Here is a 24,804-nt window from a genome sequence, read left to right as displayed (position 1 = left end):
ATCTTTAGTTTAATGGTCAGATTCGCTGATGAGCGATCGCACGTTGCTGCCAAATCCCTTTTTGTAACCTTATAACCTTTCTCTTTAACCTCTAACCCTCTACCCTAGAGGATGGTATTCCACCGGATATGATATCAGCGATTGGCTAGGGGATATCTCCCTCATCCCTTAAGATCGATTTTAGGATTAAAATAAACAGATTATGGCAAGTCTGAGGAAAGTTTCTCTATGCGTTTTGCTCCCAACTCTACGCCCTTGACTCGCCAGCGCTGGTGGCTTGTCATTGTCTTATCTGGATTCGCCCTAATTTTAGCTCATGGGTTGGCACTTCTCTATCAGGTGCAACCAGGACTATCGCTGTGCTTTGTCCCTTCTGGAGTCGCGATCGCACTGACGCTCTGGTTTGAATGGATAGGAATTATCTTAACCGCAATCACCTCACTCGTCATCGCCCCGTTTTGGGGAAGTGGTGATTGGACGGGATTACTGAGATTCACTGATATAATAGTCCCCCTAATCACTTGGCTTCTCTATCGCCAACTCTGGCAAGGTTCGCTGTCACTTAAACGCCGAGCTGATGCGGTTGTCTTTATTGCCAGTGCTATCATCGCCGCCTCTTGCACTACCGCCACGGTTGACAGTCTCGGTTTGCTGGCTTGGGGTAAAATAACGCCATCTACTTTACTCCCACACTTATCCTACAACTGGTTAGGGCAGGCGATTGGTATCCTCGCCGTAGCGCCAACGGCTCTTTTATTTCTCACCCGATTCTGGCAAAATCAAGGTTGGCTTGCCATTTCAGACCAAGAAAATTCCTCGGTTTGGAACCTCTCGCTGCATCAATGGCTAGAAATCCTAGCACTGGGATTCTTGAGTACCTGTATCGCTACCCTCACCGTTTGGGCAACTCTTGATTTAGGCTTGACATTCGAGCGATTATTGTTTATTGGTTTTCTGCCGATTCTCTGGGCTGCTATCCGCTTTGGTGCGATGGGTGGAATGCTTTTGGTTAGCTTTTCTATCGGGGTGACGCTATTAGACTACCTAATTTTTTATCCTAGCGCCCTCTCCCTGTCCCCATTACCCATTTCCGCCGACATTTTATCGCTGCACCAACTGAGTCTACTGATGCAAGGTATTGTCAGTTTACTCCTGGGAGCGGCGATCGCACAACCGGAAACCCTTACCACCAAACCTGCGGCAGATAGCGACTCTCCCACTCGCGCTCAACTGAATACTTTATTAACCAAAGCCTATACTCGCTTACAAGAATTTAACCAAAAATTGCGCCAGAGTGAAGAACGATTTCGTACCTCTGTGGAAAATATGCTGGATTGTTTTGGTATTTATACCGCAATCCGCGATGAATCGGGTGAGATTGTGGATTTTCGCATCGATTATGTTAATGCTGCCGCTTGCCGTGATAACTTTTTAAGTAAACAAGAGCAAATTGGTCAGTCGTTATGCCAACTCTTCCCGGCTCACCGGGAAACTGGGCTATTTGCCGACTACTGTCAAGTGGTGGAAACGGGTGAACCCTTAGTTAAAGAATCCCTGATTTACGAGGATAATTTTGGTCAGCAACGCCTGTGTCGCGCTTATGATATCCGGGCGACGAAGTTAGGAGATGGCTTTATCGCTACTTGGCGGGATATCACAGAATGTAAGCAGATTGAAGCCGAACGGCAACACCTGGCAAACCAGGTACAGCAGCAGGTGGGACTGTTACAGGGTATTCTGAGTGCGTCTGTGGATCACATTTACCTGTATGACCGTCACGGGAAATACCTCTACGTTAGTGTATCAGCAGCTAGGGCGTTAGGACGACAGCCGAGTGATATGGTGGGGAAAACCTGGCGAGACTTAGGTTTACCAGCACCCCTGATGGCATCCTTTGATGCTCAACGCCAACGGGTATTTGAAACCGGACAAACCTTGACGGATGAAATCAGCTTCCCAACAGTGCAGGGAATTCGGCAGTATGAATATATTCTCTCACCCGTTGCTAATGCTGAGGGTACGATTGAGACAGTGGTGGCTACAGTGAGAGATATTACAGAACGTAAGCAGGTTCAGGCAGAACTCTATCGCCGTCAACAGGAGTATCAAACCCTGATTGAGAATTTACCCGATATTATCGCTCGATTTGACCGTCAATTGCGCCATCTTTACGTTAGCCCAGCCGTAGAATCGGTTACGGGGCGGGCGGCGGCGGAGTTTATTGGCAAAACGAACCGGGAGTTAGGGATGCCTCACCAGCAGTGTGACGTCTGGGATAGCGCCCTGAAAACGGTTTTCGCTACGGGAGAATCAACAACAATTAAATTTGATTTTCTCGACCAAAATGATGTCACTCGTTACTATGAGGCGCGTTTAGTTCCAGAGTTGGCGCAAGATGGCTCAATTCCATCGGTATTATGGATAGCGCGGGATATCACGGATTTGACTCAAGCTGAAGTCCAACTCCAAGAACGGGAGGAATTATTCCGCACCTCAATTGAGACGATGTTGGACTGTTTTGGCATTTACTCCGCCCTGCGTGATGAATCAGGTCAAATTATTGATTTTCGCATCGACTATGTTAATGCAGCTGTCTGTAAAAATAACTGTTTAAACCAGGACAAGCAAATCGGTAAAAGACTGTGTGAAATCCTCCCCGCCCATCGAGAAACAGGGCTATTTGCCGAATACTGTCAGGCGGTGGAAACCCGACAACCGTTCGTGAAAGAATCGGTTGCGTATACCGATATCTATGATCAGCAACGCCTGAGTCGAGTCTTTGATATTTCCATTACTCCCTTTCGCGATGGGTTTATTGCCACTTGGAGAGACGTAACCGAACGCCAGCAAACCCAAGCTGAACTGTATCGTCGCCAACAGGAATTCCAAGCCTTGGTGGAAAATTCGCCAGATATTATTTCCCGACTTGATCAAGAGTTACGTCACGTTTATGTCAACCCAGCCATAGAAGCAGCAACCGGATTATCACCTCAAGCTTTTTTGGGTAAAACTCATCGGGAGTTAGGCATTCCCGAACCCATAAGTACCCAGTGGCAAACCACTTTGAGAGAAATATTTTCGACTGGGAAAGAGCGAATTACGGAGTTCGATTTCCTCACCCCCGATAATACAACTCGATACTATCAAGCCCGAATCGTGCCGGAATTGGCTGAAGATGGCACCATCGAATCAGTCTTGGGTATCGCCCGGGATATCACTGATTTAAAACTTGCAGAAGCTGAACGCAATCAGCTACTGGTGCGGGAACAGGAAGCCCGTGCGGTGGCGGAAGCGGCGAGTCGCACCAAGGATGAGTTTTTAGCCATAGTCTCCCATGAATTGCGATCGCCCCTCAATGCGATTTTGGGTTGGGCAAAGTTACTCCGCATCCGCCAGTTGGATGAACAAAAGACGAATCGCGCCCTAGAGACAATTGAACGCAACGCCAAAGCCCAAGCCCAACTGATTGACGATTTACTGGATATTTCCCGGATTATTCGCGGTAACATTCGCCTGAATATCTGTCCCACGAATCTAGTTTCTGTGATTGAAGCGGCGCTGGATACGGTGCGCCCCACAGCGACGGATAAACAGATTCAAATGGACTCCCGGTTAGATGCTGTGGCTTGGGTTTCGGGTGACGCCAATCGCTTACAGCAAGTGATTTGGAATCTCCTCTCCAATGCGGTCAAGTTTACCCCAGCCGGGGGACGAGTGGAGATTTATTTAGAACCCGTGGATCACTTTGCCCAAATCCGGGTTAAGGATACAGGGAAAGGAATTAATCCAGAGTTTCTACCTCATATTTTTGAAAGCTTCCGCCAAGCCGATAGCACCACCGTCAGAAAACAAATCGGTTTAGGATTAGGATTAGCGATCGCGCAAAATCTGGTGCAATTGCAAGGCGGTACAATTCACGCCGAAAGCCCCGGAGAAGGACAAGGGGCGACGTTTATTGTTAAGGTACCCCTTTTGGACGATGACGGCAAAACAATAACTGCCGACGATGGAATCAATTCATCCTTGACCTTTGATGCATCTATCTTAAGTCGGATAAGAGTTTTAGTGGTCGATGATGATGCCGATGCCCGTGATTTCTTAATCGCCATCCTGGAACAGTACGGGGCGATGGCAACTGCCACAGCATCGGCAACTGAAGCCCTGGAACGGCTGCAACAAATGAACTATGATTTGCTACTCAGTGATATTGGTATGCCCGGTGAAAATGGCTACAGTCTGATGCGCCGAATCAGGGCATTACCGTCAGCCCAAGGGGGACAAATCCCAGCGGTGGCTGTTACCGCTTATGCTAGAGAAGAAGACCGCATTGAAGCCCTATCAGCAGGCTTCCAGATGCACATTCCTAAGCCGGTTGAACCGAGGCATTTACTGAAGGTCATTGTTCGGCTACTGGAGATCTCCTGAACGGATTCGATGAATAGGACGATCAGAATTAAACCGCTTTGTCACCTTGGGTGGCGTTACAGTGTTTCTATACTTGCCATAGCGATCACTCTTTCCCTTCAGCTATTCCTGACACCCTTATGGGAACTAGAAAGCCCATTTTTGCTATTTTTAGCCGCCGTGATGGTGAGTGCCTGGTATGGTGGCAGGGGACCGGGAATCTTGGCAACGGTTTTGGCGGCGTTAAGTGGCGGGTATCTGGTTTTATCGCCAACCTATTCTTGTGTAGTGGATAGTGCAGGACAAACCCTGCGGTTATTTTTGTTTGTCCTAGAAGGGTTATTTATTAGTAGCACAATCTCCGGTTTAACCGTTGCTAGAGAGCAAGTTGCATCCGGACAAGAGGCGTTAAGAGAAAGCGAAGAAAAATTTCGCTTGGTGGCAGAAAGCCTACCTCAAATTGTCTGGACAGCTAAATCCGATGCTTCAGTAGATTATTATAATCAACGCTGGGCGGAATATAGTGGCATTTCTCAACAGCAGGGTCAAGGTTGGGGCTGGAAACCTGTCCTCCATCCCGACGATGAACAAAAGACAATCGACACCTGGAATCACGCTGTAGAAATGGGTGAGTTATACGAATGTGAGCATCGACTCAGACGCGCCGATGGGGAATTCCGTTGGCATTTGAGTCGCGCTTTTCCCCTCCGAGATAGCCACGGTAAAATTATCAAATGGTTTGGCACAGCGACGGAGATTCACCAGCAGAAGCAAACAGAAGCCCAACTGCGGGAAAGCCAGGAACTGTTCCAAAGTTTTATGGACTATAGCCCAGTCGCCGCCTACATTAAAGAGGAATCAGGACAGTATATTTTTGTGAACAGGATGGTGGAAAAAACCTGCCATCGTCCTTTAATGGATTGGCTGGGAAAAACCGATTTTGACTTCTTTTCGGATGCGATCGCGCAGCAAATCCGCGATAATGATCTCAAGGCATTAGCGGGTGATCACGCGATTGAACGGCTAGAAACCACAGAAAATGATGATGGCACTCACTACTGGCTTTCCTATAAGTTTCCTCTAAAAACCGCCTCTGGACAACGCTGGTTAGCCGGGATGTCCATGGATATCACCGAACGCCAGCAGATGCAGGAAGCGCTGCGACACAGTGAACAACGATTCCGACAAGCGGTAATTAATGCCCCTTATCCGCTGATTATTCACGCCGAAGATGGGGAAGTGTTGCAAGTTAACCAAATGTGGGCGGAATTGACGGGATATACTCATGATGATATTCCCACCATGGCAGATTGGACGGAAAAAGCGTATGGTGAACGCCGAGAGGTTGTGCGAGAGCGGATTGATCAGTTATATGCGTTGAATGATAAATTCCATGAGGGAGAATTCGCGATCGCCACAAAACAGGGTAGCCAGAGGATTTGGGATTTTAGTTCCGCCCCCCTCGGACAACTACCCGATGGCAGGCGTACTGTCATATCCATCGCCACCGATATTAGCGATCGCATATTGGCAGAAGAGTTACTCCGGGGACAAAAGCAGATTCTGGAAGCGATTGCCACAAATGTTCCCCTGTCTGATATCCTTGATACGATCACCCAACGGATTGAGTCTCACGCAGATGAGTCAATTTGTGCGGTGTTGCTGTTAGATGAGCAAAAGAAGAGATTATACTATGGTTGTGCGAGTCGTTTACCCGAACGTTTCCAGCAGGTCACTCACGGTTTAGCGATCGGTTCTTGTGCGGGAAGTTGTGGCACAGCCGCTTATCGTGACGAACCGGTAATTGTCTGTGACATTGCCAGCAGCCCACTTTGGGCAGACTACAAAGACATTGCCCTAGCCCAGAATCTGGCAGCCTGTTGGTCGATTCCCCTGCACTCGAGCAATGGTGACGTTTTGGGTACCTTCGCCCTGTATTATCCCACGCCCCGCCATCCCAGCACCCAGGATTGGAATTTAATCGACCAATTCACGCATTTAGCCGAGATTGCCATCGAATCATCTCAAGCAAAGCAAGCGCTGAAAGCTAGCCAAGAACGGTTGCGGCGATTTGCGGAATCGGATTTGATTGGGATTCTCTTTGGCGACGTGTATGGGGGAATCCAAGACGCCAATGATACCTTCTTGGATATTGTCGGCTACAGCCGCGAGGATCTGCAAGCAGGGCGATTGAGTTGGCGTGACATCACGCCACCGGAGTATCTGCCCTTAGATGAGGTGAACATTGCCCAGGCAAAGGAAAAAGGACGGTGTACCCCTTATGAAAAAGAGTATATTCGCCAAGATGGGACTCGCGTTTGGGTATTGGTGGGTTATGTGTTGCTGGGTAAGGCGCGGGATGAAGCCGTAGCGTTTATTCTCGATATTAGCGATCGCAAACAATCTGAAGCCACTTTAAAGCGACAATCCCAGGAATTAGCCCAAGCCAACCGCCTCAAAGATGAGTTTCTCGCTACCCTTTCCCACGAACTCCGCACTCCCCTCAACTCAATCCTAGGTTTAGCCAAGCTTCTACCCATGCGCCGCTTGAATGAAGAGAAGATGGCGCGGGCGCTGGAGACGATTTCTCGCAATACTCAATCCTTAGCGCAACTGATTGAAGATGTCCTGGATATGTCGGATATTATCAGCGGAGAATTGACATTGGATGTCTCGCCTGTGGAACTACTGCCGATTATCGAACGGGCAATTGCCTCCATCCGGGTGGCGGCTAAGGCAAAGACACTGCAAATCGAAACTCAGTTAGATACTGAAGTTGCTCCCATACTAGGGGATGCCAGCCGCTTACAACAAATTGTCTGGAACTTACTCTCCAATGCGGTCAAATTCACACCTAAAGGGGGACAAATACAGGTTTGCTTAGCACAGATTGAGGATCAGGCACAAATCCAGGTGAGTGATACCGGGATTGGGATTCATGCCGAGTTTCTCCCCTATGTATTTGATCGCTTCCGTCAGGGAGACGGTTCACTGACGCGATCGCATGGTGGTATAGGGATGGGATTAGCGATCGTGCGTTACCTAGTGGAACTACAAGGCGGTACAGTGTGGGCAGAAAGTCCCGGATCAGGTCAGGGTGCCACATTCACCGTGCGTTTTCCCATCTTTCCTCAAGGCAGAAGGCAGAAGGCAGAAGGCAGGGGACAGGAGGAAAGAGGCAAAAGAGAATCGCCGTAGAGCGAGCGTCTCGCTCGCTATTTGGTCAAGTTTTCGGGAGCATGTCAAGGAAAGCACACAATGTCCAAGTTAGCCTACTCTCGTTGGGTTTCGTTCCAAAAGTCCAACCTACAAAGGTGACATGCTCCCAAGTTTTCACCGTTAAAATCTAAGTAACGAGAATCGAACGCCGAGGAAGGATTTTTATGCCAAACCCTTTTCCTGGGATGAACCCTTACCTAGAACACCCAGAAATCTGGCCCGGAATACATTTATTACTAATTAGTGAACTGACTAAGTTTCTGTCTCCTCAACTGCGTCCCAAATACAGAGTTGCGGTTGAAGTGCGTCTGTATGAAACCATGGGCGAAAAATCACTCCTGGTTGGTATTCCCGATTTAACAGTCAAAGGTTCACAGGCGACAATTGAACAGCCAATGACCAATGTTGCTGTCGCCCCGTCCCCACCTCAACCCCAGACAGTACAAGTTCCCGTACCTGAAACAATTAAACAAGGTTATTTAGAAGTACGAGAAGTCGCCACAGGTGAAGTCGTAACCGTCATTGAAATCCTCTCTCCAATTAATAAACGTTCGGGAGAAGGTCGCCAAGACTATGAAACTAAACGCAATAAAATCTTTGGCAGTTCAACTCATTTAGTGGAAATTGATTTACTGCGTAAGGGAAAACCTTTGCCAATGTATCATAGCAATAGTCAAACTCATTATCGAATTTTAGTCAGTCGAGGAGACCGTCGTCCTCAAGCTGATTTGTATGCCTTTAATCTACGAGATGCGATTCCCTCATTTCCCTTACCCTTGAAGTCGGGCGATCGCGAACCCTTCGTAGACTTACAGGTATTGTTGAATAATGTATACGACCAAGCCAGTTATGATTTAGCGATCGATTATACTCAAGAACCCATACCGCCATTATTAGCGGATGATCACGTTTGGGTAAATACATTATTAACCGAGCAACAACTGCGATAATGCTAGCAGGGGAAGCTGTCAATAATGCCGAAATTTTTGCCGTAGTAGTGCGAGCATCTTGCTCGCTACATGGAGCATCTTGCTCGCTACATGGAGCATCTTGCTCGCTACATGGAGCATCTTGCTCGCTACATGGAGCATCTTGCTCGCTACCCATTCCCCATTGAAATGCATGAAAGCTTACTAAGAAATGTTAACCAGCCTAAAACCCCTTACTGTTCCCTGTTCCCTGTTCCCTCATCTCAACCGTTAACTTTAGTTTTGTCCAACTACTTAATTATTCATTGATCGAGAGGAAAATAGCGATCAAATTCAGCTTCATACTCCCACGCGATTCCCTGTGGATCACGAGTTCTGGTGTAGTCCGATAAAACCACAGGATAGCCTCGGATGTCGGTTAACTTCTTCGTATCGCACTTGAGGCGTTCGGCTAATTGGTTCTGAGTCAGGCTTTTGTCTTTAGGAATCGCTGATGGGGAAACAGGTGGGGATAATTCGGCTGTTGAGTCGCCACCTTCGCTTGTATCAAAGCCATTAGGGGGTTTAGGTAGGGGAGCTGTCCCCCAATAGGTTGATAAAATCTTATCGATCGCTTCGGCTTCAGTTAACGTCTGAGCCTCCATAAACTCCTTGAGTTTGCCGTATGTGACTGGACTAATGTAGCCGACTACACGGAAATTCTGATTTGCCATAGTTTTCCCTTCCCTAAAACTCCCGAACCATTACGTTGACCTCTCAATGACTGCAATTCCGATAGCATTACCTATCTCAGCTTAGACATATCCCTAGTCAGGAATCCCCTCTCTCTAGGCTTAGATTTGCTTCCCCAGCTCCCCCAGCTTCCCCAGCTTCCCCAGCTCCCCCAGCTCCCCCAGCTCCCCCAGCTCCCCCAGCTCCCCCTGCTACAACACTTATTCAGCAAGCCCTACCTATTCCCTCAGATGCAGGTTTTTTGCCTCGTGGTGAGGTAATCTGCGATCGCATGGACTGTTTTAGTTTCCCTTATGTCAATTCTGCTAGTCATTTCCGGACTGCTCATTCTCATCGTTGTCTCCATTGATGTCCTGATCACAACCCTGACAGTAGGGGGAGGAGGACCTCTAACCAGCAGACTCTCGGCTTGGCTGTGGAAAATCGCGCTTCAGATTCATCGCTGGCGTTCCCATCACCGCTTATTGCTAGTTACAGGGTGGATAGTTGTGGTGAGTGTAACTGTGCTTTGGTTTGCCTTAACGTGGGTGGGATGGACATTATTGTTTAGCGCTTATGAGACGGCTGTGGTGACACCGAACAAACTGCCCGCCACTACGTTAGAAAGAATTTATTTTGTCGGTTATACTATCTCAACCCTAGGCATGGGGAGTTATAACCCTCAAGGTGCAGTTTGGCAAATTGCTACAGCAATTGCTTCGGTGAATGGTTTCTTTTTAGTGACTTTGGCAATCGCCTATCTCTTACCTGTGGTTTCAGCCGCGACTCAGCAACGCCAACTGGCGGTTTATATTTCCGCTCTTGGTGGTACGGCTGACGAAATTCTGGTCAGAGCCTGGAATGGCAAAGATTTTGGGCAGTTTGACCAGCATTTAATTGCGCTGACGCCAATGCTAGCCCAACAGGGAGAACGCCATCTAACTTACCCGATTCTTCATTATTTCCACAGCATAGAACGTTCTCGCTCGATCAAGCTGAGTTTAGTGGCTCTTGATGAAGCACTAACTATCTTGGAATATGGCATCAAAAAGTCACATCAACCTGATCCGGCGGCGCTAGGTGCAGCACGTCGGGCTAGTGCGGCTTATTTGAAAACCCTCAAATCCGCTTACTTAGAACCCGCCTCGGAAAACCCACCGCTTCCACCCCTAGAACGACTCAGGAAACACGGGATTCCCACGGTTAGCGATCGCCAATTTTGGGACGCCACCAAACACGTCACCAAACGCCGACGGCTGCTGTTGGCGCTGATTCACAATGATGGCTGGGTTTGGGATGCGATCGGCTCCAGCCAAACCACCAATCGGGCTACCCCCTTAGATGACCAGACGACGATTGACCAAGTAATATTGCATTGATTAGGGAAAACAGGAAGGGGAACTTGTAGAGACGCGCCATGGCGCGTCTGGGAGCTGGGGGAGAAGATTACCAATGAACCATGAACAATCAACAATGAACCATGAAAAAAATCAAGTACATTCTCTTAGGCTTAGTCGGACTATTCTGTTTCCTGATAATTTGGGGCTTGGTTGAGCCTTATATCCTCGACACAGAAGAAGAAGTTGCCGTCATTCCCAATCTTCCTACAGCTTGGCAAAACCAACGAATTGGATTAATTTCCGATTTTCAATACGGAATGTGGCTAGATAATACCGCTACTGTCCGTCGTAGTATCAGCAAACTGGTTGAAGAACGCCCTAGTGTCGTCCTGATTAGCGGTGACTTTATTTACCATGCCTTTAAAGGCACAGACCCAGAAATTGCTAACATCGTTGATTTAGTCCGTCCCTTACCCGAAGCCAATATTCCCACCTATGCCGTATTAGGGAATCATGACTACGGTATGATTAGCCTGGATACTCCACCCAAAGAGAACTTAGCAGCGCGGTTGGAGACGGCGTTAGAAGACATTGGTATAGAGGTTCTGGAAAACCAAGCCGTCAAATTATCTCCACCGGGACAATCTGAAGAAAATCTCAGTGATGGAAATACCGACTCCTTTTATTTGGTAGGCATAGGTTCCCATCTGGCAAACAACGATCGACCCAAAGAGGCGATCGCGCAAGTGCCATCCACGAATCCCAGAATTGTGATGATGCACAATCCCAAATCCTTTCCGGCTTTACCTGCCAATACTGCACCCGTAGCCGTTGCTGGACACACTCATGGCGGGCAAATTCGCTTACCCTTCACACCCCAATGGTCTTGGTTAGCATTAGCTAAAGGCTGGGAACATGTCGATGGTTGGAGTGACGGCTACGGCGCTTCAGGTAATAAACTGTATGTTAATCGTGGGATTGGTTTTAGTGATCTGCCCATACGACTCAACTGTCCTCCAGAGGTCACTTTATTTACACTACAGGGAACAGGGAACAGGGACTAGGGAACAGGGAACAGGGAACAGGGAACTACGATGAATTTATTCCGGGAGGTAGATGTGAATTTTAAGAAGTCACCTCAACCCACCCCTGGAAATCCGATGAGCTACTGTATCAACCCCAAGTGCGACCAACGGGAAAACCCGGAGTATCTGGAATACTGCCAAGGCTGTGACACTCCATTAACCATCAACAGTCGATATCGGCTGTTGAAACCCCTTCGACCCCTAGACGCACCCAATCCCACCAAAATCTTTGAAGTCCAGGATTTGGCAGCAGAGGCGGCAATCAAAGGGACAAAACATAAAGTACTGAAAGTTTTAACCCGGAACAATTCCACCTTAGTTCGCCTGTTCAGACAAGAATCAGAAATTTTAAAGAAACTTAACCATCCGGGTATTCCTAAAGTTCAACCTGAAGACAATTATTTTACCGTTTCTGTCTCCCGCCGTGCCAGACCTTTACATTGTGTGGTGATGGAAAAAGTGGAGGGGACAAATTTACGACAATGGCTCAAACATAATCAACCCATTTCCGAAGCCAAAGCCATTGAATGGCTAAAACAGTTGCTCGATATCTTAGATACGTTGCACCAACAACAATATTTCCATCGGGATATTAAACCCTCGAATATTATGCTGCGACCTAATGGTCAACTGGTGCTAATTGATTTTGGGACAGTTTGCCAAATGAGCGGTACAGTTGTCCAACGGCTGATGGGAAAAGATGTAACCGGAGAAGGAGTTTTTTCACCCGGTTATACCCCTCCTGAGCAAATCAACGGTAATGCGGTTCCTCAATCGGATCTTTATGCCTTAGGACGTACATTTGTCCATTTACTGACGGGTAAACATCCTTTAGAACTAGAAACCAACCATAAAACAGGTGAATTAATGTGGCGCAAGCATACGCACAAAATCTCTGAACCCTTAGTCGATTGGCTTAACTATTTTATGGCTCCATTTGTCCATCGTAGACCGCCAAATGCGGCGTTTATTTTGCAGCATTTCCAGAAACAACCCCTCCCTCATCCAGATATACCCAAAACGTCTCCACTTCCCCTAGGGTTAATGATTCTCAATCTTGTCATTTTCTCAATTTTATTAGTATCCGGAGTCCTCTGGTTACAAGCCTACCAACAGCACCAGCGGCAGTTATCTCCTCAAGGGAATGTTCTGTTCATGCAGAGAAGTTGAAAGAAATTCATCCGATGTCCTAATCACCCTGGCGACTGCTATAATACAGAGCCGTTTTCTTTTGCCTATTGCCTATTCCCTATTGCCTTTCCCCATCACAACACTTATTCAGCAGACCCTAATTTAATTAGGGTCTGCTGAATAAGTATTTGAGTAGGGAGTAGGAGGAAAGGAGTTCAGGAGTTCAGGAGTTCAGGAGGAAAGAACAAAACGGTAGTGCGAGCGTCTCGCTCGCTAGTGATGCTAGGTTTTTCACAAATCCTATCTTATTTTCTTGCACTCCCTCAGCCGGAAAACTCCTGAGGGTCCTTCAAATATAAGGGTTTTCGACTTGTGCAGCCAGCCCTAATTAACCGGACTTGATATGAAAGCGCAACTACGAACCTAAAAAAAAGAGGGAAGAGTGTCTTTTTCTCTGCCCCCTTGCTGATTCTGTTGTTTGGCTTTTCCGCTTTCTTTCAACTTCTTGAGCAACATTTGCCGTTGCTTCTTCAGTTGTCTAGCTCTGGCGGAACCGCCTTTGCCTTTGTCATTTCGCCCTTGACGGCGAGGAGACTCCCAACTCTTGAGTCGTTGTGTCTTGACACTCCCCGGTCTCGCATACGCGGGGATTCTGCTGACAGAGTAGATTGTGGTAATTCCCACAATCTAACTCTCGCTACGGTAGTCAAACACCGTCTACCCAGTCGGTTTAGGTCAATGCCTAACTTTCTGGCTACTTTTCTTAAAATATTGGCACTGCCATTTAAATCGGCATTTACAATCGAGCCATTCCTATTACGATACAAACCACGCTTTACTCGTCTTCCTGATGCTTTCCACCCGTCTGGCTTTTCGCCAAACTTAGGCAGGGAGTCTCCATCAAGATAGCTAGCTTTGCTGGTGTAGGCTTCTTCTGTTACTTCTAAGTGAATACCATGAATTTCACACAGTTGCTGCAATCGGTCTTTAAGTTTGCCTAGGGGTATTTGAACAAATTTCTGATTGTTCAATCTACCTATATTGGCGTTGTTCTTAAACCCTTCATTCCAGCCTAAAACAATCTTACTTATGCCGTATTTAAGGCAGTGATTGATAATTAACCTTGCCGCTTTGTTGATACCGTCTTTGAGCCGATGATTACGCTTGCGGGTCACTCGGTCAAGCCAGCCATCCCAGTATCCCTGTGGCTTTCCTTCTTTCCTGGTTGAAACCTGTTTGTTCCAGTATTGATTGAATGCTTTCATTGCACGGGCATCAATCAGGAAAGAATTGCCCAAGGTGTCAACGCAAGCTGCTAGATTATCGGTTGTACCTAGGTCAATTGCTAAGGCTTGGTCATCAATACCTACGAATGTCTTCTGCTTGGGTATTTCATAGGAAGCTTCCAAATAGAATACACCGTTTTTAGGTAGAATAGTCCACTCTTTAACTTTAGTAACATCTAAGTTAGTCGGAACAGGTAGTCTAAAGCTATCAATTCCAAACCAACGTCTAACAGTCACCCCCAGAGAAAACTGAAGTTGACCACCAATTAGCTTGGGCTTTTGTCCCCCTGAATTCGGATAAGCTATCTTAAACAACTTTGACCCTTTGAGATAACCAGGTGGTTTAGGTCTATTTGGCAATCGCCCTTTAAACCAAGCCTGACGTAATCCTTTGTAGGATTTGAACGCTTCAGCGACACTTAATAGTGTTTGTTGGGCTGGTGTTGAGGGTAGAGACTGAGCAATCTGGCTTTTACCTATACTTGGCTCATAGATTAAATCAAACTTTCCCGTTAGGAGCAAGGCTCTCTTGAAAAAGACCTGACGAGCAAAGTATACGCCCATGTTGTAGAGTTTTCCTGACTGTTCACACAGGTACTCTAAAATCGCTTTTGTCTCTTTGTCGGGATGTAGCAGCATTTGCTGTACTCCCCTAGGCTTTTCGGTCTTAGCCATTATATTGGCAATTGACTTTTGTTGTTTGCACTATTGTAATCTACAATTAAATCAACTGTCAATCCGGAGAGATAAAATGCGGAAAAAGTCATACGAGTATAGGCACTATAACCATGCCATCGGCTTGTGTGTAGTCCACTTAGTCTGGGTACCCAAACGGCGCAAGAAAGTGCTAATAGGCAAGATTAGTGATAGAATATTTGAGATATTTAGCGAGTTAGCTACAGAAAAAGGTTGGCATATCAGAGCGCTTGAAGTAGCACCAGACCATATTCATCTGTTTGTTGAGATTCATCCGACAGATGCAATATATCAGGTGGCGAGAGCATTCAAAGGACGCAGTGCTAATTACCTGAGAAAGGAATTCCCTGAACTCAAGAAACTACCCTCCTTGTGGACAAACAGTTACTTTTTCTCTACCGCAGGTAATGTTAGTGCAACAACCATTCAAAGATATATCAATGACCCGCACCACGCCTAAGCACAATAGGTGGCTAAAGCCACTACCGTGCGTTCCTCCCCGTGTCTTTAGACCGGGGAGGAACGCAACGGAAGATTTCCTATGATCACCACCTCTGAATCTAAATGGGCTCTGAATCTAAATGGGCTCTGAATCTAAATGGGCTCTGAATCTGAATGGGCGGAGAGAGACTCGAACTCTCACGACCAGAGGTCGCCACATTTTGAGTGTGGTGCGTCTACCAATTTCGCCATCCGCCCTTGGATGCAACCTTTTCATTATAGCCAATAGATGTCGGTTGTAGCAAGGACTGATAAGCTTGAGAACTTGCCCATTGATCAATTTCCCGCGCCCTTAACACGGGGACGGGGTGGCTTAATTGGGCAGTTTGAGCGGATTTGAGCAGTTCTCCCAATTCCGAGTTACTGATATCATCATAGGCTCTGGCTTGGGCGATAAAGGCGTCGAGGTTTAGTTGGGGAGCTAGGGTTGGTGAACCGCCAGCGAGTTTCATCAGCACCGACATCACCACTCTGGGATTCTGAGTTGCCAGCAGCGCTGCGCGATCGCAGGAAAATTCCGCACACCTTAACCATTCCAGCATCTGTTCCTGAAGGCTTTGGGCAATTACAGCGCCCCAAGTTGGCAGTAAAGACGCCGCTAAAATCATAATGTTAAGCGGTGTCAGATAAACCCCATGCTCACACTTGAGATGTCCCAATTCGTGAGCAATCACCGCCTGAATTTCTTCGGGGGTCAGCATATCGATTAAAGCGGTGTGCAGGACGATAAATGGCTGCTTACCCCGCATGGCAAAGGTATAAGCATTTGGCACGGGATGCTGCTGCACGTATAGTTGAGGGGGTTCTAAGTCCAGGGTTTTGCAGGCGTCTAGCAGTAAATTATGCAGGTGTGGTAGCTGATTTTCGCCTACCAAAACACTGGCAGCAATATTATTCAGGTAAAAGAATTGTTCCGCCAAGGGTCCGAGGAGATTTCGCACCATCAAGTCCAGTCCAGGGAACTGCTTCAAGGCTTGGGTGGCTTGGAAATCAAGGGGATGACGGAACTGGTCTGCCTTTAGACCAACTAACAGTGTTTGGGTCATAGGTTATTGGTCGTGGGTCATGGATCTTATGTCTGAAGTCATTGGTTGCTCCAATGACGTCTAATCTCTAGTGTATCGAGAAGCTGAGCCTAAAACATCGGTTCAGTTGTCGAATCATCTTCGGAAATTACGAAAAAACGGTCATCTCAGATACAAAATTCCCTCCGATTTGATCGATAAGCGATCGCTCCCCCAGCTCCCCCAGCTCCCCCAGCTTCCCTTATCTGCAAGTGCAAGGTATCACCCTTCAGATAGCCATTGTTTAACCCGCTTTAAACTGTCCCAGTCAGGCTTCCTATTCAGTCCATCCTCAATACTCTCAAAGACATCCTGACGAACTTGAGAATCCGTCGCCATCATCTGCTTAACGATGTCGATGTGTTTACGCACCCCAGTTTGCCCGGTTTCCAACATCGCTACCGCTAGGTTTACTCGCGCTTGGGGCGCATTGGCATCAATTTTCGTCCCCTTAAGCGCTACTTTATATGCCCGTTCCGCTTGGTCATCCAGCAAATACAACCAAGCCAGACAACTCCAAGCAGCGGCGTTTTTCGGGAAGCGATCGCACAGTTGTTTAAATACAGGAATCAGGGAATCAGGTCCCTCACCCGCGTTGTAGCGTTCTAAGCCACTCTCGAACAGAGAATTAACAGTTTCGGTCATAGATTCAATTTTAGGTTTACCGCGATCTGATTTTAAATGCAGTAGGGGTTTGGTTACCAAACCCCTACTCCCGTCCTATTCCCCCGTTTTTAACTAAACGCCAAAGGATTTACCACAGCCACAGGTTTGATTAGCGTTGGGGTTGGTGAATTGGAAGCCTCCCCCAATCATGGCATTGCTGTAATCTAAGACCAAACCGTACAGGTACAGGATGCTTTTGGGATCACATATTATTTTGAAGCCCTCGTAGTCAAACACTTCATCGTTATCCCGTACCTTACTCGGATCTTCAAAATCCATCATGTAAGACATCCCGGAACAGCCCCCCTGACGGACACCAACCCGCAAGTATAGGTCTTGTCCTTGTTGGTCTCGCAGCGCCACAATATGCTTGAGGGCTTGTTCGGTCAGTTGGATACCTCGTTGCTGTGTTGTTGCTTGTGTCATGAGTATGTTGTAACTCCTGGTTAGGTTAAACTTGGATGATGAACGACTGATGTTCGACGCTTATGGATCAAGTTTATCGAGACTGACCCCTTAACGTGTATTTACCCCATAAAAATTTTCTGGGGAACTCCTTTCTCTAAACAATGAAGCGCAGCCCGGAAGGTATTGCGGTTTAGCGTATCGCGGAAGTCTCCACCCTCAACAGACGGATTTTCGTAGCCGTCAGGCGAGAATGAACGGCTGTAGGGTGGGGATGACTAGCGAGAAACCGGAGGAACGGAAGTTTCCAATACATCTGGCAACGGCAGTCTATCAATTCAGTCTTCAATCAGTTGAGTAACCCTATTATTTTGCGTTGCAACTATTAGCACGCTAATACTATCATGTATATTGGTTGCTGACCCCCTTGGGCGTATGGACATCAGACAGGCTAATTCCGAAGTAGCAGTAATATGCTTGCCGCAGAAACATCGCAGCCAAGGAAAGAATATGACCACTGGTTCCCTTCGACTACGCTCAGGGGTAAAAGAAAAGCCAAGCCATGTTGTACGAACAAAGAATAACGACCTGCGGAAGGCGGGTTGCTGCCTGGGTTCACCCTTTGTTGAGGTGATAAAGACTCCTTTGAGTTAGAGATGCTGTGTAAGACCAATTTGTATTGCTACAAATTAGCAACGGCAAGCGAGACAGGAAGCGATGATGGTTGTTTCAATGAAGCTGCGGCTTCAGCGGATCTTGCCGGAGTACTTCACTAGGAGTATCTATTATTAATCTATTATTAATCATGGCTGACCTGCCATGATTTTTGCACTTATTGCCAAATACCCTATGTCTGCTCTCAATCGCAATACTCGTCGTCGGCTCAAACGGTTACCCCAAATACCCAGCGTCTGGGAAGGGGATCGCCGTTCTTTAGTGACTGTATCCGATCAGGGTGATTTTGATGCTGAGGGTAATAATGAGTGCATTCTTTGGGTGGATGGCTCAGAAGGAATTGTCCGGGCGATGGATATCGTCTCCTCAGAAATGGGACCTGAAGCGATTGTTCGCACGTTATTACGAGCCATGGAACATCCCCAAAGTCCGGCTCGACCCGCCCGTCCCTCTAAAATTGTGGTACGCGATCGCGAAGTTCAGTTTTTATTGCGCGGGGTGCTGCAAGAGTTGGAGATTGCGATCGATTATGTCCCCGATTTACCCCTGATTGATGAGTTATTTCGCGGGTTTGAGGAAATTGCCCTCCAGCGCCAGCCGCCATTACCCCCGAAGTATGCGGATCTATTGATTGGTAAGGCGTATGACTTATGGAAAGATGCGCCTTGGGATATCTTGGCTGACCATCAGATCCTGAGTGTGGAATTAAATCGCTGGGATGTGGGTGAGTTTTACGTCTCGGTTATGGGGATGCTGGGTGTGGAGTATGGAATTCTGCTCTATCGTTCCTTGGATTCACTGCAACGGTTTCGGGAGTCGGTCGTCAATCAGGAATCGGTCGAGGCGATGGAACAGGCATTTTTGGGACAAGATTGCTTGTTTATTACCTATCAAGCGGCGGATGAGGACTTTGAAGATGATGAGGATGTAGATTTAGCCGATTTATCCGTTGAAGAGATTTTACCGAGTTTTGGTGCGGTGCATCCATTAGAGGGAATGCGCCCCTTCCTGGATGAGGAAGAAGCCCTACTTGTCTATATGGCGCTGGAAGCCCTGCATCGATTTTTCCAAGGATCATCCCGAAAATTAGCGGCGGATGATTTTCCGGCGATGAACAAGCGCTTCCGCATCCCTATCCCTATAGATACGGAAGAGGAAGATACGGAGTCAAAATCAATCGCGTCTATTAAAGTGTCTACACGACCAGAGGTAGCCTCTGAGTTATGGGAGATGGCGATTGATGATGATATGGATGACGAGGACTGGGATGAGGATGAGGATGAGGAGGAACTGGAACTTCCGCTACGGGATGACTTAATCCCGAAAGATTCCTACCTGAGTTTGGGGATGATGCCCTGGGAGAGTATAGCACTGCTACAGGAGGATATTGATTTTTATCAGTCTCAAGACGCCCCGCCCCTAGGAGAAGGCTTACCTGTGGTGTTAATTCAAACCACTCGCCCAAAAGCCAAAGTGTTAATCGAGCAAATTCAAACAGCCGGGGGACTCAAGGGGATTGGCTTTAACCCTGGAGAAGATCCTCTAGTTGGCGATCGCTACGATTTGGGCATTTTGCAAACAGGAGATAATTATCTATACCTATTTGGTGAGTTTCCTGAAGCTGATCCGACTCATACGGCGAATCGTGAGCATTGGGAAAAACGGTGTCTAAAAACGAAGGGCTACTGTGGGTTAATTATCGCCAGAGGACTCAAAGGTGCTTCCCGTGGTAATCCTCAACCCAAGGATATGATGGCATTCTTTGAAGCGCGATCGCTCTCGGTTAAAGAGTTAGGATTAGGGCTGTTACAGCTTATGCCTGTGTTTGAATTTTAAAATTACAGCGTGGGTCTGACAACTCCCCCAAACCCCCTGCTCAGATAAATCCAGCACGGGGGAGTAAAGGCATCACACTTACGCAAAGCCTCTATGTGTAGGGTGGGGAGAGCGTAGCCTAACCCACCTTTGCCACGATATGTGGTGTAGCTGCGTAAGTCCTGTTGGATTAATGTGCGATCGCATCACCTGTACCAAAATCTGTAAACTGACGCACTTCGGGTTCATGGAAGGCTAAAACGATATCTTGTTTCGGTACTCCCATTTTGACTAATCGGTTGGCAATACCCTCTAATGATTCAGACGCGCTATTCAGCAGCCCCTAATTGGATCGGGTCACCCTTTACTCTAAATCATTGGTAGAAGCATCTGGCGTATCATCTTGCGTTTCATTCGCTGTATTCTCAGTTGCCGTAATGTCTGACGTTACATCGCTTTCAGACAAATCTTCAACCGGAACAGTTGGAGGTTCATACCGATGAATGCAAATTCGGTTCAGGCGGGGGCCTGCGGCGGAGATAACTTTTAACTCTAGATTCTCATAATTTAAAACTTCCCCTTGCAGCGGAATTTTTTGGAACTGATATAATAAAAAACCCGCCAAGGTTTGATATTCATCGGTTACTGGTAAATTTAAATCCAAAAGTTCGTTAACCTCTTCTAAATCCATTTGAGCTTGAACTAAAAAGGTTTGTTCATCCACAAGTTGGATCGGTATTTCTTCAGGGCTTTCCGGTTCCGGGTTATCACCAATAATTTCTGCCACCAAATCCTTCAGCGTCACTAAGCCAGCCGTACCGCCAAACTCATCCACCACCATCACCATTGCCAAGTGCGATCGCTGCATCAAGGGTAGGAGTTCGCTCAAGGGGGTAAATTCCGGGACAAATCGGGCGGGACGAATCCAGGGTTCAATCGGTGTATCTAAGGTTAATTTTCGCTCCGATAAGGGTTTAGCTAACTCTTTAAAATGGATAATCCCGCGAATATCATCCAGAGATTCCCCTGTTACCGGATAGCGAGAATGGTTGGTATTGGCAATTTCTTCTAACACCATTTGCACCGTTGCTGTGCTGGAAATGGCATCAATGCTGGTGCGCGGAACCATCACCTCAGTTGCCAAAACTTCGCCAAATTCAAAAACATTATTCAGTAACTCTCGTTCTTCGGCTTCTAAACCCGTGGATTCCCGCTCGGTGGTAATAATTAACTGTAACTCTTCGGGGGTCACTTGGTTATTCCACCATCCTCCCGTATATTGCACACCAACCAGCCGTAATAAACAGCGCGTTGATTGGTTCAAAATCCAAATAAACGGATTGAAAAATCGGGCAATCACCAGACTCGGAGGACCCAAAAACCGAGCCAACTCTTCAGAATACAGCAACGCCACAGATTTCGGACAGAGTTCACCGAGAACAATTTGCAGATAAGCAATCAGGAAAAATCCCACCGGAATTGCCAGAGAATGAGCGATTCCTTGAACCATCTCTGGGGGTAAAGGCAATTTAGTCAGTACAGCAGCAACGAAAACGGCGACAGTATTCTCGCCAATCCAGCCCAAGGCTAAACTGGATAGAGTAATGCCTAACTGAGTCGTTGAGAGTAGACGCTCAATGCTCTGTTGTAAGGATTGAACGGTTTTAGCTTGCACATCCCCCGCATCAACCAATTGGTTAATCCGCGATCGCCGCACCGAAACCATGGAAAACTCAGCCGTGACAAAAAAGGCATTGATGGCAATCAAAAGCAGGACTAATAATAATCGCAACAGCATGTCCCGGCTGGTAAGGGGAGTAGAAGCACTCGCAGTCAGAAAAATTAAGTGGGCAACCATAAGAACGGTAGCAGGTAACCAGCAAAAGCAGTTCTACTGCTTCTTTGAGCAGATCCACAACGGTACTTCACAGACAGCCTCTTTCTAGGGGACTGTATTGATTGACAAATACCGTTTAACATACAGCGAGCAATAGAACTGAACGTAAGAAAAACATTTGCACTAAACCTGCTGGGAGCATATTACCTTTGTCAGTTGAGTTGAGAGACGTAGGCGGAACCTTCTCGTACTCGCCTAGGAGAACTCGAATAGGAGAACTCGAAGGGTAGAGTAACCCAATGTTAGGGTTAACCGTTTAGGTTTGGCGATCGCTCTACCCAACCTACTGGAATTTTATATGCTTTCATGCTTAATGATCCCAACCTGCTCCGTTACCATTTACCTGGCGACAGGGATTTCGGACATTTTCAGCTTAAGTTTTTGATCGGGATAATCAGTGAGGGTTAACGAAAGCGCTTTGGCGTCATCCAGCAATGCTGTAGGAATACTCACCGTACCCGAAAATTCCTCACCATTGGACGGCAATTCTCCCGGTAACCCTTCGGTAATCGCACTCAAGGCTCGACCTTTGTCGTCGGTAACATTTAAAAAACTATAAAGAAACCGAACCGGATTATCGCCCTCATTCTTCAAACTAACATCCAGCAACAACGAGCCTCCCTGAAGATTGGCGGAACGAACCTCCAACGTGACCCCCCGATCCTGACTTTTGAGCGGTAAATTTTGATTCGAGCCATTACTGGTAAACGATGTCTCTGTGTCGAATACATCCGATTCAGATGATTCTTCTTCACGTTCAGATTGCTGATTCTCTGCGGCTGACTCGTCTGGCTTATCCGTCTCAGTCTGGCTCTTTGACTCAGAGTCGTTATTATCGGAATTAGAATCTTCATCCTTATCTTGGTCATGGATATAGGCGTGAACGTTGACCAGGATCTCCCGTTCGCTCAACAGCGCAACCTCTTTGTCACCCGGCTCAACCTCCTGGTTATTTGCCAGCTTCTTCGTCGGGCGAACATCGGGCTGAGTCACACCTTTAAGAGCTTCATGACCTAGGGAAAATCCCCACATGGCACTCACAAAGCCGGCACCTAACATCATTGCCAGCAGAATCAGAGTGAGTGCTACAGTCGAGTTGAATTTCATTACTGATTCAAGTTATAGAAGAAGAGTAACACGACTTATGGTTATAGCGCATCGAGATAAGTGACAGATTACACTAACGCTGAAGGTAATACCCCCGAAGCCATCATCAGGTGGGCAAGATTTGTCAAGAATAGCATAAAGCCAGATGACAGCTCACAGACCTTTATACAGCATTATCATAAATCTCAGGACTAGATTACTCCACGGAGTAGTCCTCTCCATTTTAGTTTTTGTCGCCGCGTTGATGTAAAAAAAGTTGATGGCAAATGTTGCATTTAATTAAGACGCTGGATCGGCGGCGCGATCGCTATGTGAATCTGCCAACATCACCATTATTCTCCTAGTGGAGTTTAGCTTCAAATACCCACCCCTTAACAAGAGGCGACAAAGCCGATAACATAAAACTTGTCAGCCGGCTGCTGTTTGCCCTAGAGCCTCTACTAGGAGAATCCTTCTAGAATGGGCGGCAAGGGAATATCACTCAACTGTTGCTACAGGATATCCAACTCCGATTACTATAATATAGTAAAGAGACAGATTCACCAGGGTTGGCCGAGCGGTTGAGGCAGCGAACTCATAATTCGCCCTAGGCAGGTTCAACTCCTGCACCCTGGATTTTATTTTGACATCCTCCCCCGCTCAAGTGGCTTATATCTAGCCGCTACCGTGGCAATGGAGCTTCAAAGAAAAACTCAGTCCCTTCAATTCGGGGGCTGCCTTGGGGTCTAAAGCGATCAGAGACAGGCAATAAGCGTACTGAGGTGTCAAAAGGATTCGGTAAATCCGGTGTGCGAATCACTGGATCACTGGCAAACTGTTGGTTTAACATGTCCTCGTAGAGGATATTAATCAATTCGGCATCTCGCTCCAGTTCCAAATCTGGAAACCCCGCATTCCCTATTCCACCTGGACCAATAATATAGTTGAGCTGACGTCCGAGACTGCGGTTTTCGTAAAACGTTCCCGATTCGTTGAAAAAAGCTCGCTCAAAGGTATCGGGAATCGTTTCTAGGCGGACTGGCTCAAAGTCTGAGGGTTCAGTTTGTGCCAGTGCTGTGCTTGCCATTATCGTGGAAGCCGCAACAACCAACCCCCTGAGCAATATCCTCAACCCCTTATGCATAATTCTTCGCCTCACTTTTCCTCAATCATATTCTGATATTTGAATTCAGTATAGTAGTGATTGGATTTTCACCATCTGACTATCATGGCTGACAACAGTAAACCATTGCTTTCTCTGGATACTTCACCCCAATTAACCTCTCAACGTCAGTTACTGCTGGATTTATTTTGTCAACTGGCTTACAAAGAGGGAGACTTCGTTCTCTCGTCGGGACAGCCCAGTTCCTATTACATTAATGGCAAACAGGTTACGCTGCATCCTCACGGAGGATTAGCAATTGGACAATTGCTACTGTCTCTCCTTCCCCAAGATACTCAAGCTGTTGCAGGTTTAACCTTGGGCGCTGATCCGATTGTCAGCGCTGTGAGTGTGGTGTCCGCGATCGCAAATCGACCTATTCCTGGTTTAATTATCCGTAAAGAAACCAAAGGACATGGGACAAGGGCATATATTGAGGGTCCTTCTTTGCCAGTCGGCGCTAAGGTTGTGGTGTTAGAAGATGTGGTAACCACAGGACAATCGGCAATGAAAGCCGTTGAGCGGCTGCGAGAGGCGGGGTATCAGGTGAATCAGGTGCTGGCTTTAGTTGATCGACAGCAAGGCGGTGCTGAATTTTACCAGTCGGTTGGGTTAGAGTTTCAGGCGGTGTTTACGATTCAGGATATCCAACAACGCTATCAGCATCGTCTACATCAGTAGAGGTTGCTGAATAAGTCTGGTGGTGGGGGTAGAGAGCTGGGGAAGCGGTGT

17 protein-coding genes, 2 tRNA genes and 1 pseudogene are annotated in these 24,804 nt (G+C 47.2%); 10 read left to right on the top strand and 10 right to left on the bottom strand.

The window, feature by feature from the left end; translation table 11 throughout:
- The first annotated feature begins 228 nt into the window (after positions 1–228).
- The 3 genes from RIB93_RS23715 to RIB93_RS23705 all read left to right on the top strand — a co-directional run bounded on the left by RIB93_RS23715 (position 229) and on the right by RIB93_RS23705 (position 8,573).
- Positions 229–4,425 carry a PAS domain-containing protein gene (locus RIB93_RS23715; protein ID WP_446376265.1) on the top strand — a complete coding sequence of 1,399 codons (4,197 nt, stop codon included), beginning with the start codon at positions 229–231 and terminating at the stop codon, positions 4,423–4,425.
- Between the two features lie 9 nt (positions 4,426–4,434).
- The gene (locus RIB93_RS23710; RefSeq protein WP_446376263.1) at positions 4,435–7,602 is read left to right on the top strand and encodes a PAS domain S-box protein; all 3,168 of its coding nucleotides are present in this window, start codon (positions 4,435–4,437) and stop codon (positions 7,600–7,602) included.
- 185 nt (positions 7,603–7,787) lie between these two features.
- Positions 7,788–8,573, top strand: coding sequence for a DUF4058 family protein (locus RIB93_RS23705; protein WP_446376261.1), 786 nt, complete (start codon positions 7,788–7,790; stop codon positions 8,571–8,573).
- Positions 8,574–8,854: 281 nt separating this feature from the next.
- On the opposite strand, the gene RIB93_RS23700 is transcribed toward RIB93_RS23705, so the two are convergent.
- Positions 8,855–9,265, bottom strand: a complete 411-nt coding sequence (locus tag RIB93_RS23700; RefSeq protein WP_446376259.1) for a hypothetical protein — start codon at positions 9,263–9,265, stop codon at positions 8,855–8,857.
- 312 nt (positions 9,266–9,577) lie between these two features.
- On the opposite strand from RIB93_RS23700, the gene RIB93_RS23695 reads away from it, so the two are divergent.
- From RIB93_RS23695 to RIB93_RS23685, 3 genes are all read left to right on the top strand, one after another.
- Positions 9,578–10,642 (top strand): two pore domain potassium channel family protein, encoded by a 1,065-nt coding sequence (locus RIB93_RS23695; protein ID WP_446376257.1) that lies wholly within the window; start codon positions 9,578–9,580, stop codon positions 10,640–10,642.
- Positions 10,643–10,743: 101 nt separating this feature from the next.
- The gene (locus tag RIB93_RS23690; RefSeq protein WP_446376255.1) at positions 10,744–11,667 is read left to right on the top strand and encodes a metallophosphoesterase; all 924 of its coding nucleotides are present in this window, start codon (positions 10,744–10,746) and stop codon (positions 11,665–11,667) included.
- Between the two features lie 30 nt (positions 11,668–11,697).
- Positions 11,698–12,858 (top strand): serine/threonine protein kinase, encoded by a 1,161-nt coding sequence (locus tag RIB93_RS23685; RefSeq protein WP_446376253.1) that lies wholly within the window; start codon positions 11,698–11,700, stop codon positions 12,856–12,858.
- A gap of 491 nt (positions 12,859–13,349) precedes the next feature.
- Here RIB93_RS23685 and RIB93_RS23680 read toward each other — a convergent pair whose 3' ends face one another.
- Positions 13,350–14,780 (bottom strand): RNA-guided endonuclease InsQ/TnpB family protein, encoded by a 1,431-nt coding sequence (locus RIB93_RS23680; RefSeq protein ID WP_446376251.1) that lies wholly within the window; start codon positions 14,778–14,780, stop codon positions 13,350–13,352.
- A 76-nt stretch (positions 14,781–14,856) separates the two neighbouring features.
- Between RIB93_RS23680 and tnpA the strand changes: the two genes are divergently transcribed.
- Positions 14,857–15,261, top strand: coding sequence for an IS200/IS605 family transposase (tnpA, locus tag RIB93_RS23675; RefSeq protein WP_446376249.1), 405 nt, complete (start codon positions 14,857–14,859; stop codon positions 15,259–15,261).
- Positions 15,262–15,417: 156 nt separating this feature from the next.
- On the opposite strand, the gene RIB93_RS23670 is transcribed toward tnpA, so the two are convergent.
- The 4 genes from RIB93_RS23670 to RIB93_RS23655 form a co-directional block, all read right to left on the bottom strand.
- A tRNA-Leu gene (locus tag RIB93_RS23670) sits at positions 15,418–15,500 on the bottom strand.
- Entirely contained in the window at positions 15,479–16,348 is an 870-nt protein-coding gene (locus RIB93_RS23665; RefSeq protein WP_446376247.1) for a M48 family metallopeptidase, read from the bottom strand. Before RIB93_RS23665 ends, RIB93_RS23670 begins: the two co-directional genes overlap by 22 nt.
- 240 nt (positions 16,349–16,588) lie before the next feature.
- A complete protein-coding gene (locus RIB93_RS23660) occupies positions 16,589–17,011 on the bottom strand; it encodes a tetratricopeptide repeat protein (RefSeq protein ID WP_446376245.1) in 423 nt (140 codons plus the stop codon).
- A gap of 93 nt (positions 17,012–17,104) precedes the next feature.
- The gene (locus tag RIB93_RS23655; protein ID WP_446357802.1) at positions 17,105–17,458 is read right to left on the bottom strand and encodes a HesB/IscA family protein; all 354 of its coding nucleotides are present in this window, start codon (positions 17,456–17,458) and stop codon (positions 17,105–17,107) included.
- Positions 17,459–18,286: 828 nt separating this feature from the next.
- On the opposite strand from RIB93_RS23655, the gene RIB93_RS23650 reads away from it, so the two are divergent.
- Positions 18,287–19,948 carry a DUF6930 domain-containing protein gene (locus tag RIB93_RS23650; RefSeq protein ID WP_446376243.1) on the top strand — a complete coding sequence of 554 codons (1,662 nt, stop codon included), beginning with the start codon at positions 18,287–18,289 and terminating at the stop codon, positions 19,946–19,948.
- A gap of 169 nt (positions 19,949–20,117) precedes the next feature.
- Here the strand turns inward: RIB93_RS23650 and RIB93_RS23645 are convergent.
- The 3 genes and pseudogenes from RIB93_RS23645 to RIB93_RS23635 all read right to left on the bottom strand — a co-directional run.
- Positions 20,118–20,240, bottom strand: a pseudogene (locus RIB93_RS23645) (element excision factor XisI family protein); the annotation flags it as partial.
- A gap of 51 nt (positions 20,241–20,291) precedes the next feature.
- Positions 20,292–21,785, bottom strand: coding sequence for a hemolysin family protein (locus tag RIB93_RS23640; RefSeq protein WP_446376241.1), 1,494 nt, complete (start codon positions 21,783–21,785; stop codon positions 20,292–20,294).
- Positions 21,786–22,163: 378 nt separating this feature from the next.
- Positions 22,164–22,931 (bottom strand): hypothetical protein, encoded by a 768-nt coding sequence (locus tag RIB93_RS23635; RefSeq protein WP_446376239.1) that lies wholly within the window; start codon positions 22,929–22,931, stop codon positions 22,164–22,166.
- 542 nt (positions 22,932–23,473) lie between these two features.
- Here RIB93_RS23635 and RIB93_RS23630 point away from each other — a divergent pair.
- Positions 23,474–23,546, top strand: a tRNA-Ile gene (locus RIB93_RS23630).
- A gap of 46 nt (positions 23,547–23,592) precedes the next feature.
- Here RIB93_RS23630 and RIB93_RS23625 read toward each other — a convergent pair.
- A complete protein-coding gene (locus RIB93_RS23625; RefSeq protein ID WP_446376237.1) occupies positions 23,593–23,997 on the bottom strand; it encodes a hypothetical protein in 405 nt (134 codons plus the stop codon).
- 141 nt (positions 23,998–24,138) lie between these two features.
- Here RIB93_RS23625 and pyrE point away from each other — a divergent pair, with 141 nt between their 5' ends.
- Positions 24,139–24,753, top strand: coding sequence for an orotate phosphoribosyltransferase (pyrE, locus tag RIB93_RS23620; protein WP_446376235.1), 615 nt, complete (start codon positions 24,139–24,141; stop codon positions 24,751–24,753).
- Positions 24,754–24,804 lie beyond the last annotated feature (51 nt).

The sequence above is a fragment of the Coleofasciculus sp. D1-CHI-01 genome, assembly GCF_040218875.1.
Lineage (GTDB): Bacteria > Cyanobacteriota > Cyanobacteriia > Cyanobacteriales > Coleofasciculaceae > Coleofasciculus.
Note: the sequence above shows the minus strand (reverse complement) of the source record. Positions and strands in the feature narration are given on the sequence as shown.

Coding starts and splice junctions, on each gene's coding strand:
- RIB93_RS23715 (WP_446376265.1), top strand. CDS start 229: ATGCGTTTTGCTCCCAACTCTACGCCCTTGACTCGCCAGCGCTGGTGG.
- RIB93_RS23710 (WP_446376263.1), top strand. CDS start 4,435: ATGAATAGGACGATCAGAATTAAACCGCTTTGTCACCTTGGGTGGCGT.
- RIB93_RS23705 (WP_446376261.1), top strand. CDS start 7,788: ATGCCAAACCCTTTTCCTGGGATGAACCCTTACCTAGAACACCCAGAA.
- RIB93_RS23700 (WP_446376259.1), bottom strand. CDS start 9,265: ATGGCAAATCAGAATTTCCGTGTAGTCGGCTACATTAGTCCAGTCACA.
- RIB93_RS23695 (WP_446376257.1), top strand. CDS start 9,578: ATGTCAATTCTGCTAGTCATTTCCGGACTGCTCATTCTCATCGTTGTC.
- RIB93_RS23690 (WP_446376255.1), top strand. CDS start 10,744: ATGAAAAAAATCAAGTACATTCTCTTAGGCTTAGTCGGACTATTCTGT.
- RIB93_RS23685 (WP_446376253.1), top strand. CDS start 11,698: ATGAATTTATTCCGGGAGGTAGATGTGAATTTTAAGAAGTCACCTCAA.
- RIB93_RS23680 (WP_446376251.1), bottom strand. CDS start 14,780: ATGGCTAAGACCGAAAAGCCTAGGGGAGTACAGCAAATGCTGCTACAT.
- tnpA (WP_446376249.1), top strand. CDS start 14,857: ATGCGGAAAAAGTCATACGAGTATAGGCACTATAACCATGCCATCGGC.
- RIB93_RS23665 (WP_446376247.1), bottom strand. CDS start 16,348: ATGACCCAAACACTGTTAGTTGGTCTAAAGGCAGACCAGTTCCGTCAT.
- RIB93_RS23660 (WP_446376245.1), bottom strand. CDS start 17,011: ATGACCGAAACTGTTAATTCTCTGTTCGAGAGTGGCTTAGAACGCTAC.
- RIB93_RS23655 (WP_446357802.1), bottom strand. CDS start 17,458: ATGACACAAGCAACAACACAGCAACGAGGTATCCAACTGACCGAACAA.
- RIB93_RS23650 (WP_446376243.1), top strand. CDS start 18,287: ATGTCTGCTCTCAATCGCAATACTCGTCGTCGGCTCAAACGGTTACCC.
- RIB93_RS23640 (WP_446376241.1), bottom strand. CDS start 21,785: ATGGTTGCCCACTTAATTTTTCTGACTGCGAGTGCTTCTACTCCCCTT.
- RIB93_RS23635 (WP_446376239.1), bottom strand. CDS start 22,931: ATGAAATTCAACTCGACTGTAGCACTCACTCTGATTCTGCTGGCAATG.
- RIB93_RS23625 (WP_446376237.1), bottom strand. CDS start 23,997: ATGGCAAGCACAGCACTGGCACAAACTGAACCCTCAGACTTTGAGCCA.
- pyrE (WP_446376235.1), top strand. CDS start 24,139: ATGGCTGACAACAGTAAACCATTGCTTTCTCTGGATACTTCACCCCAA.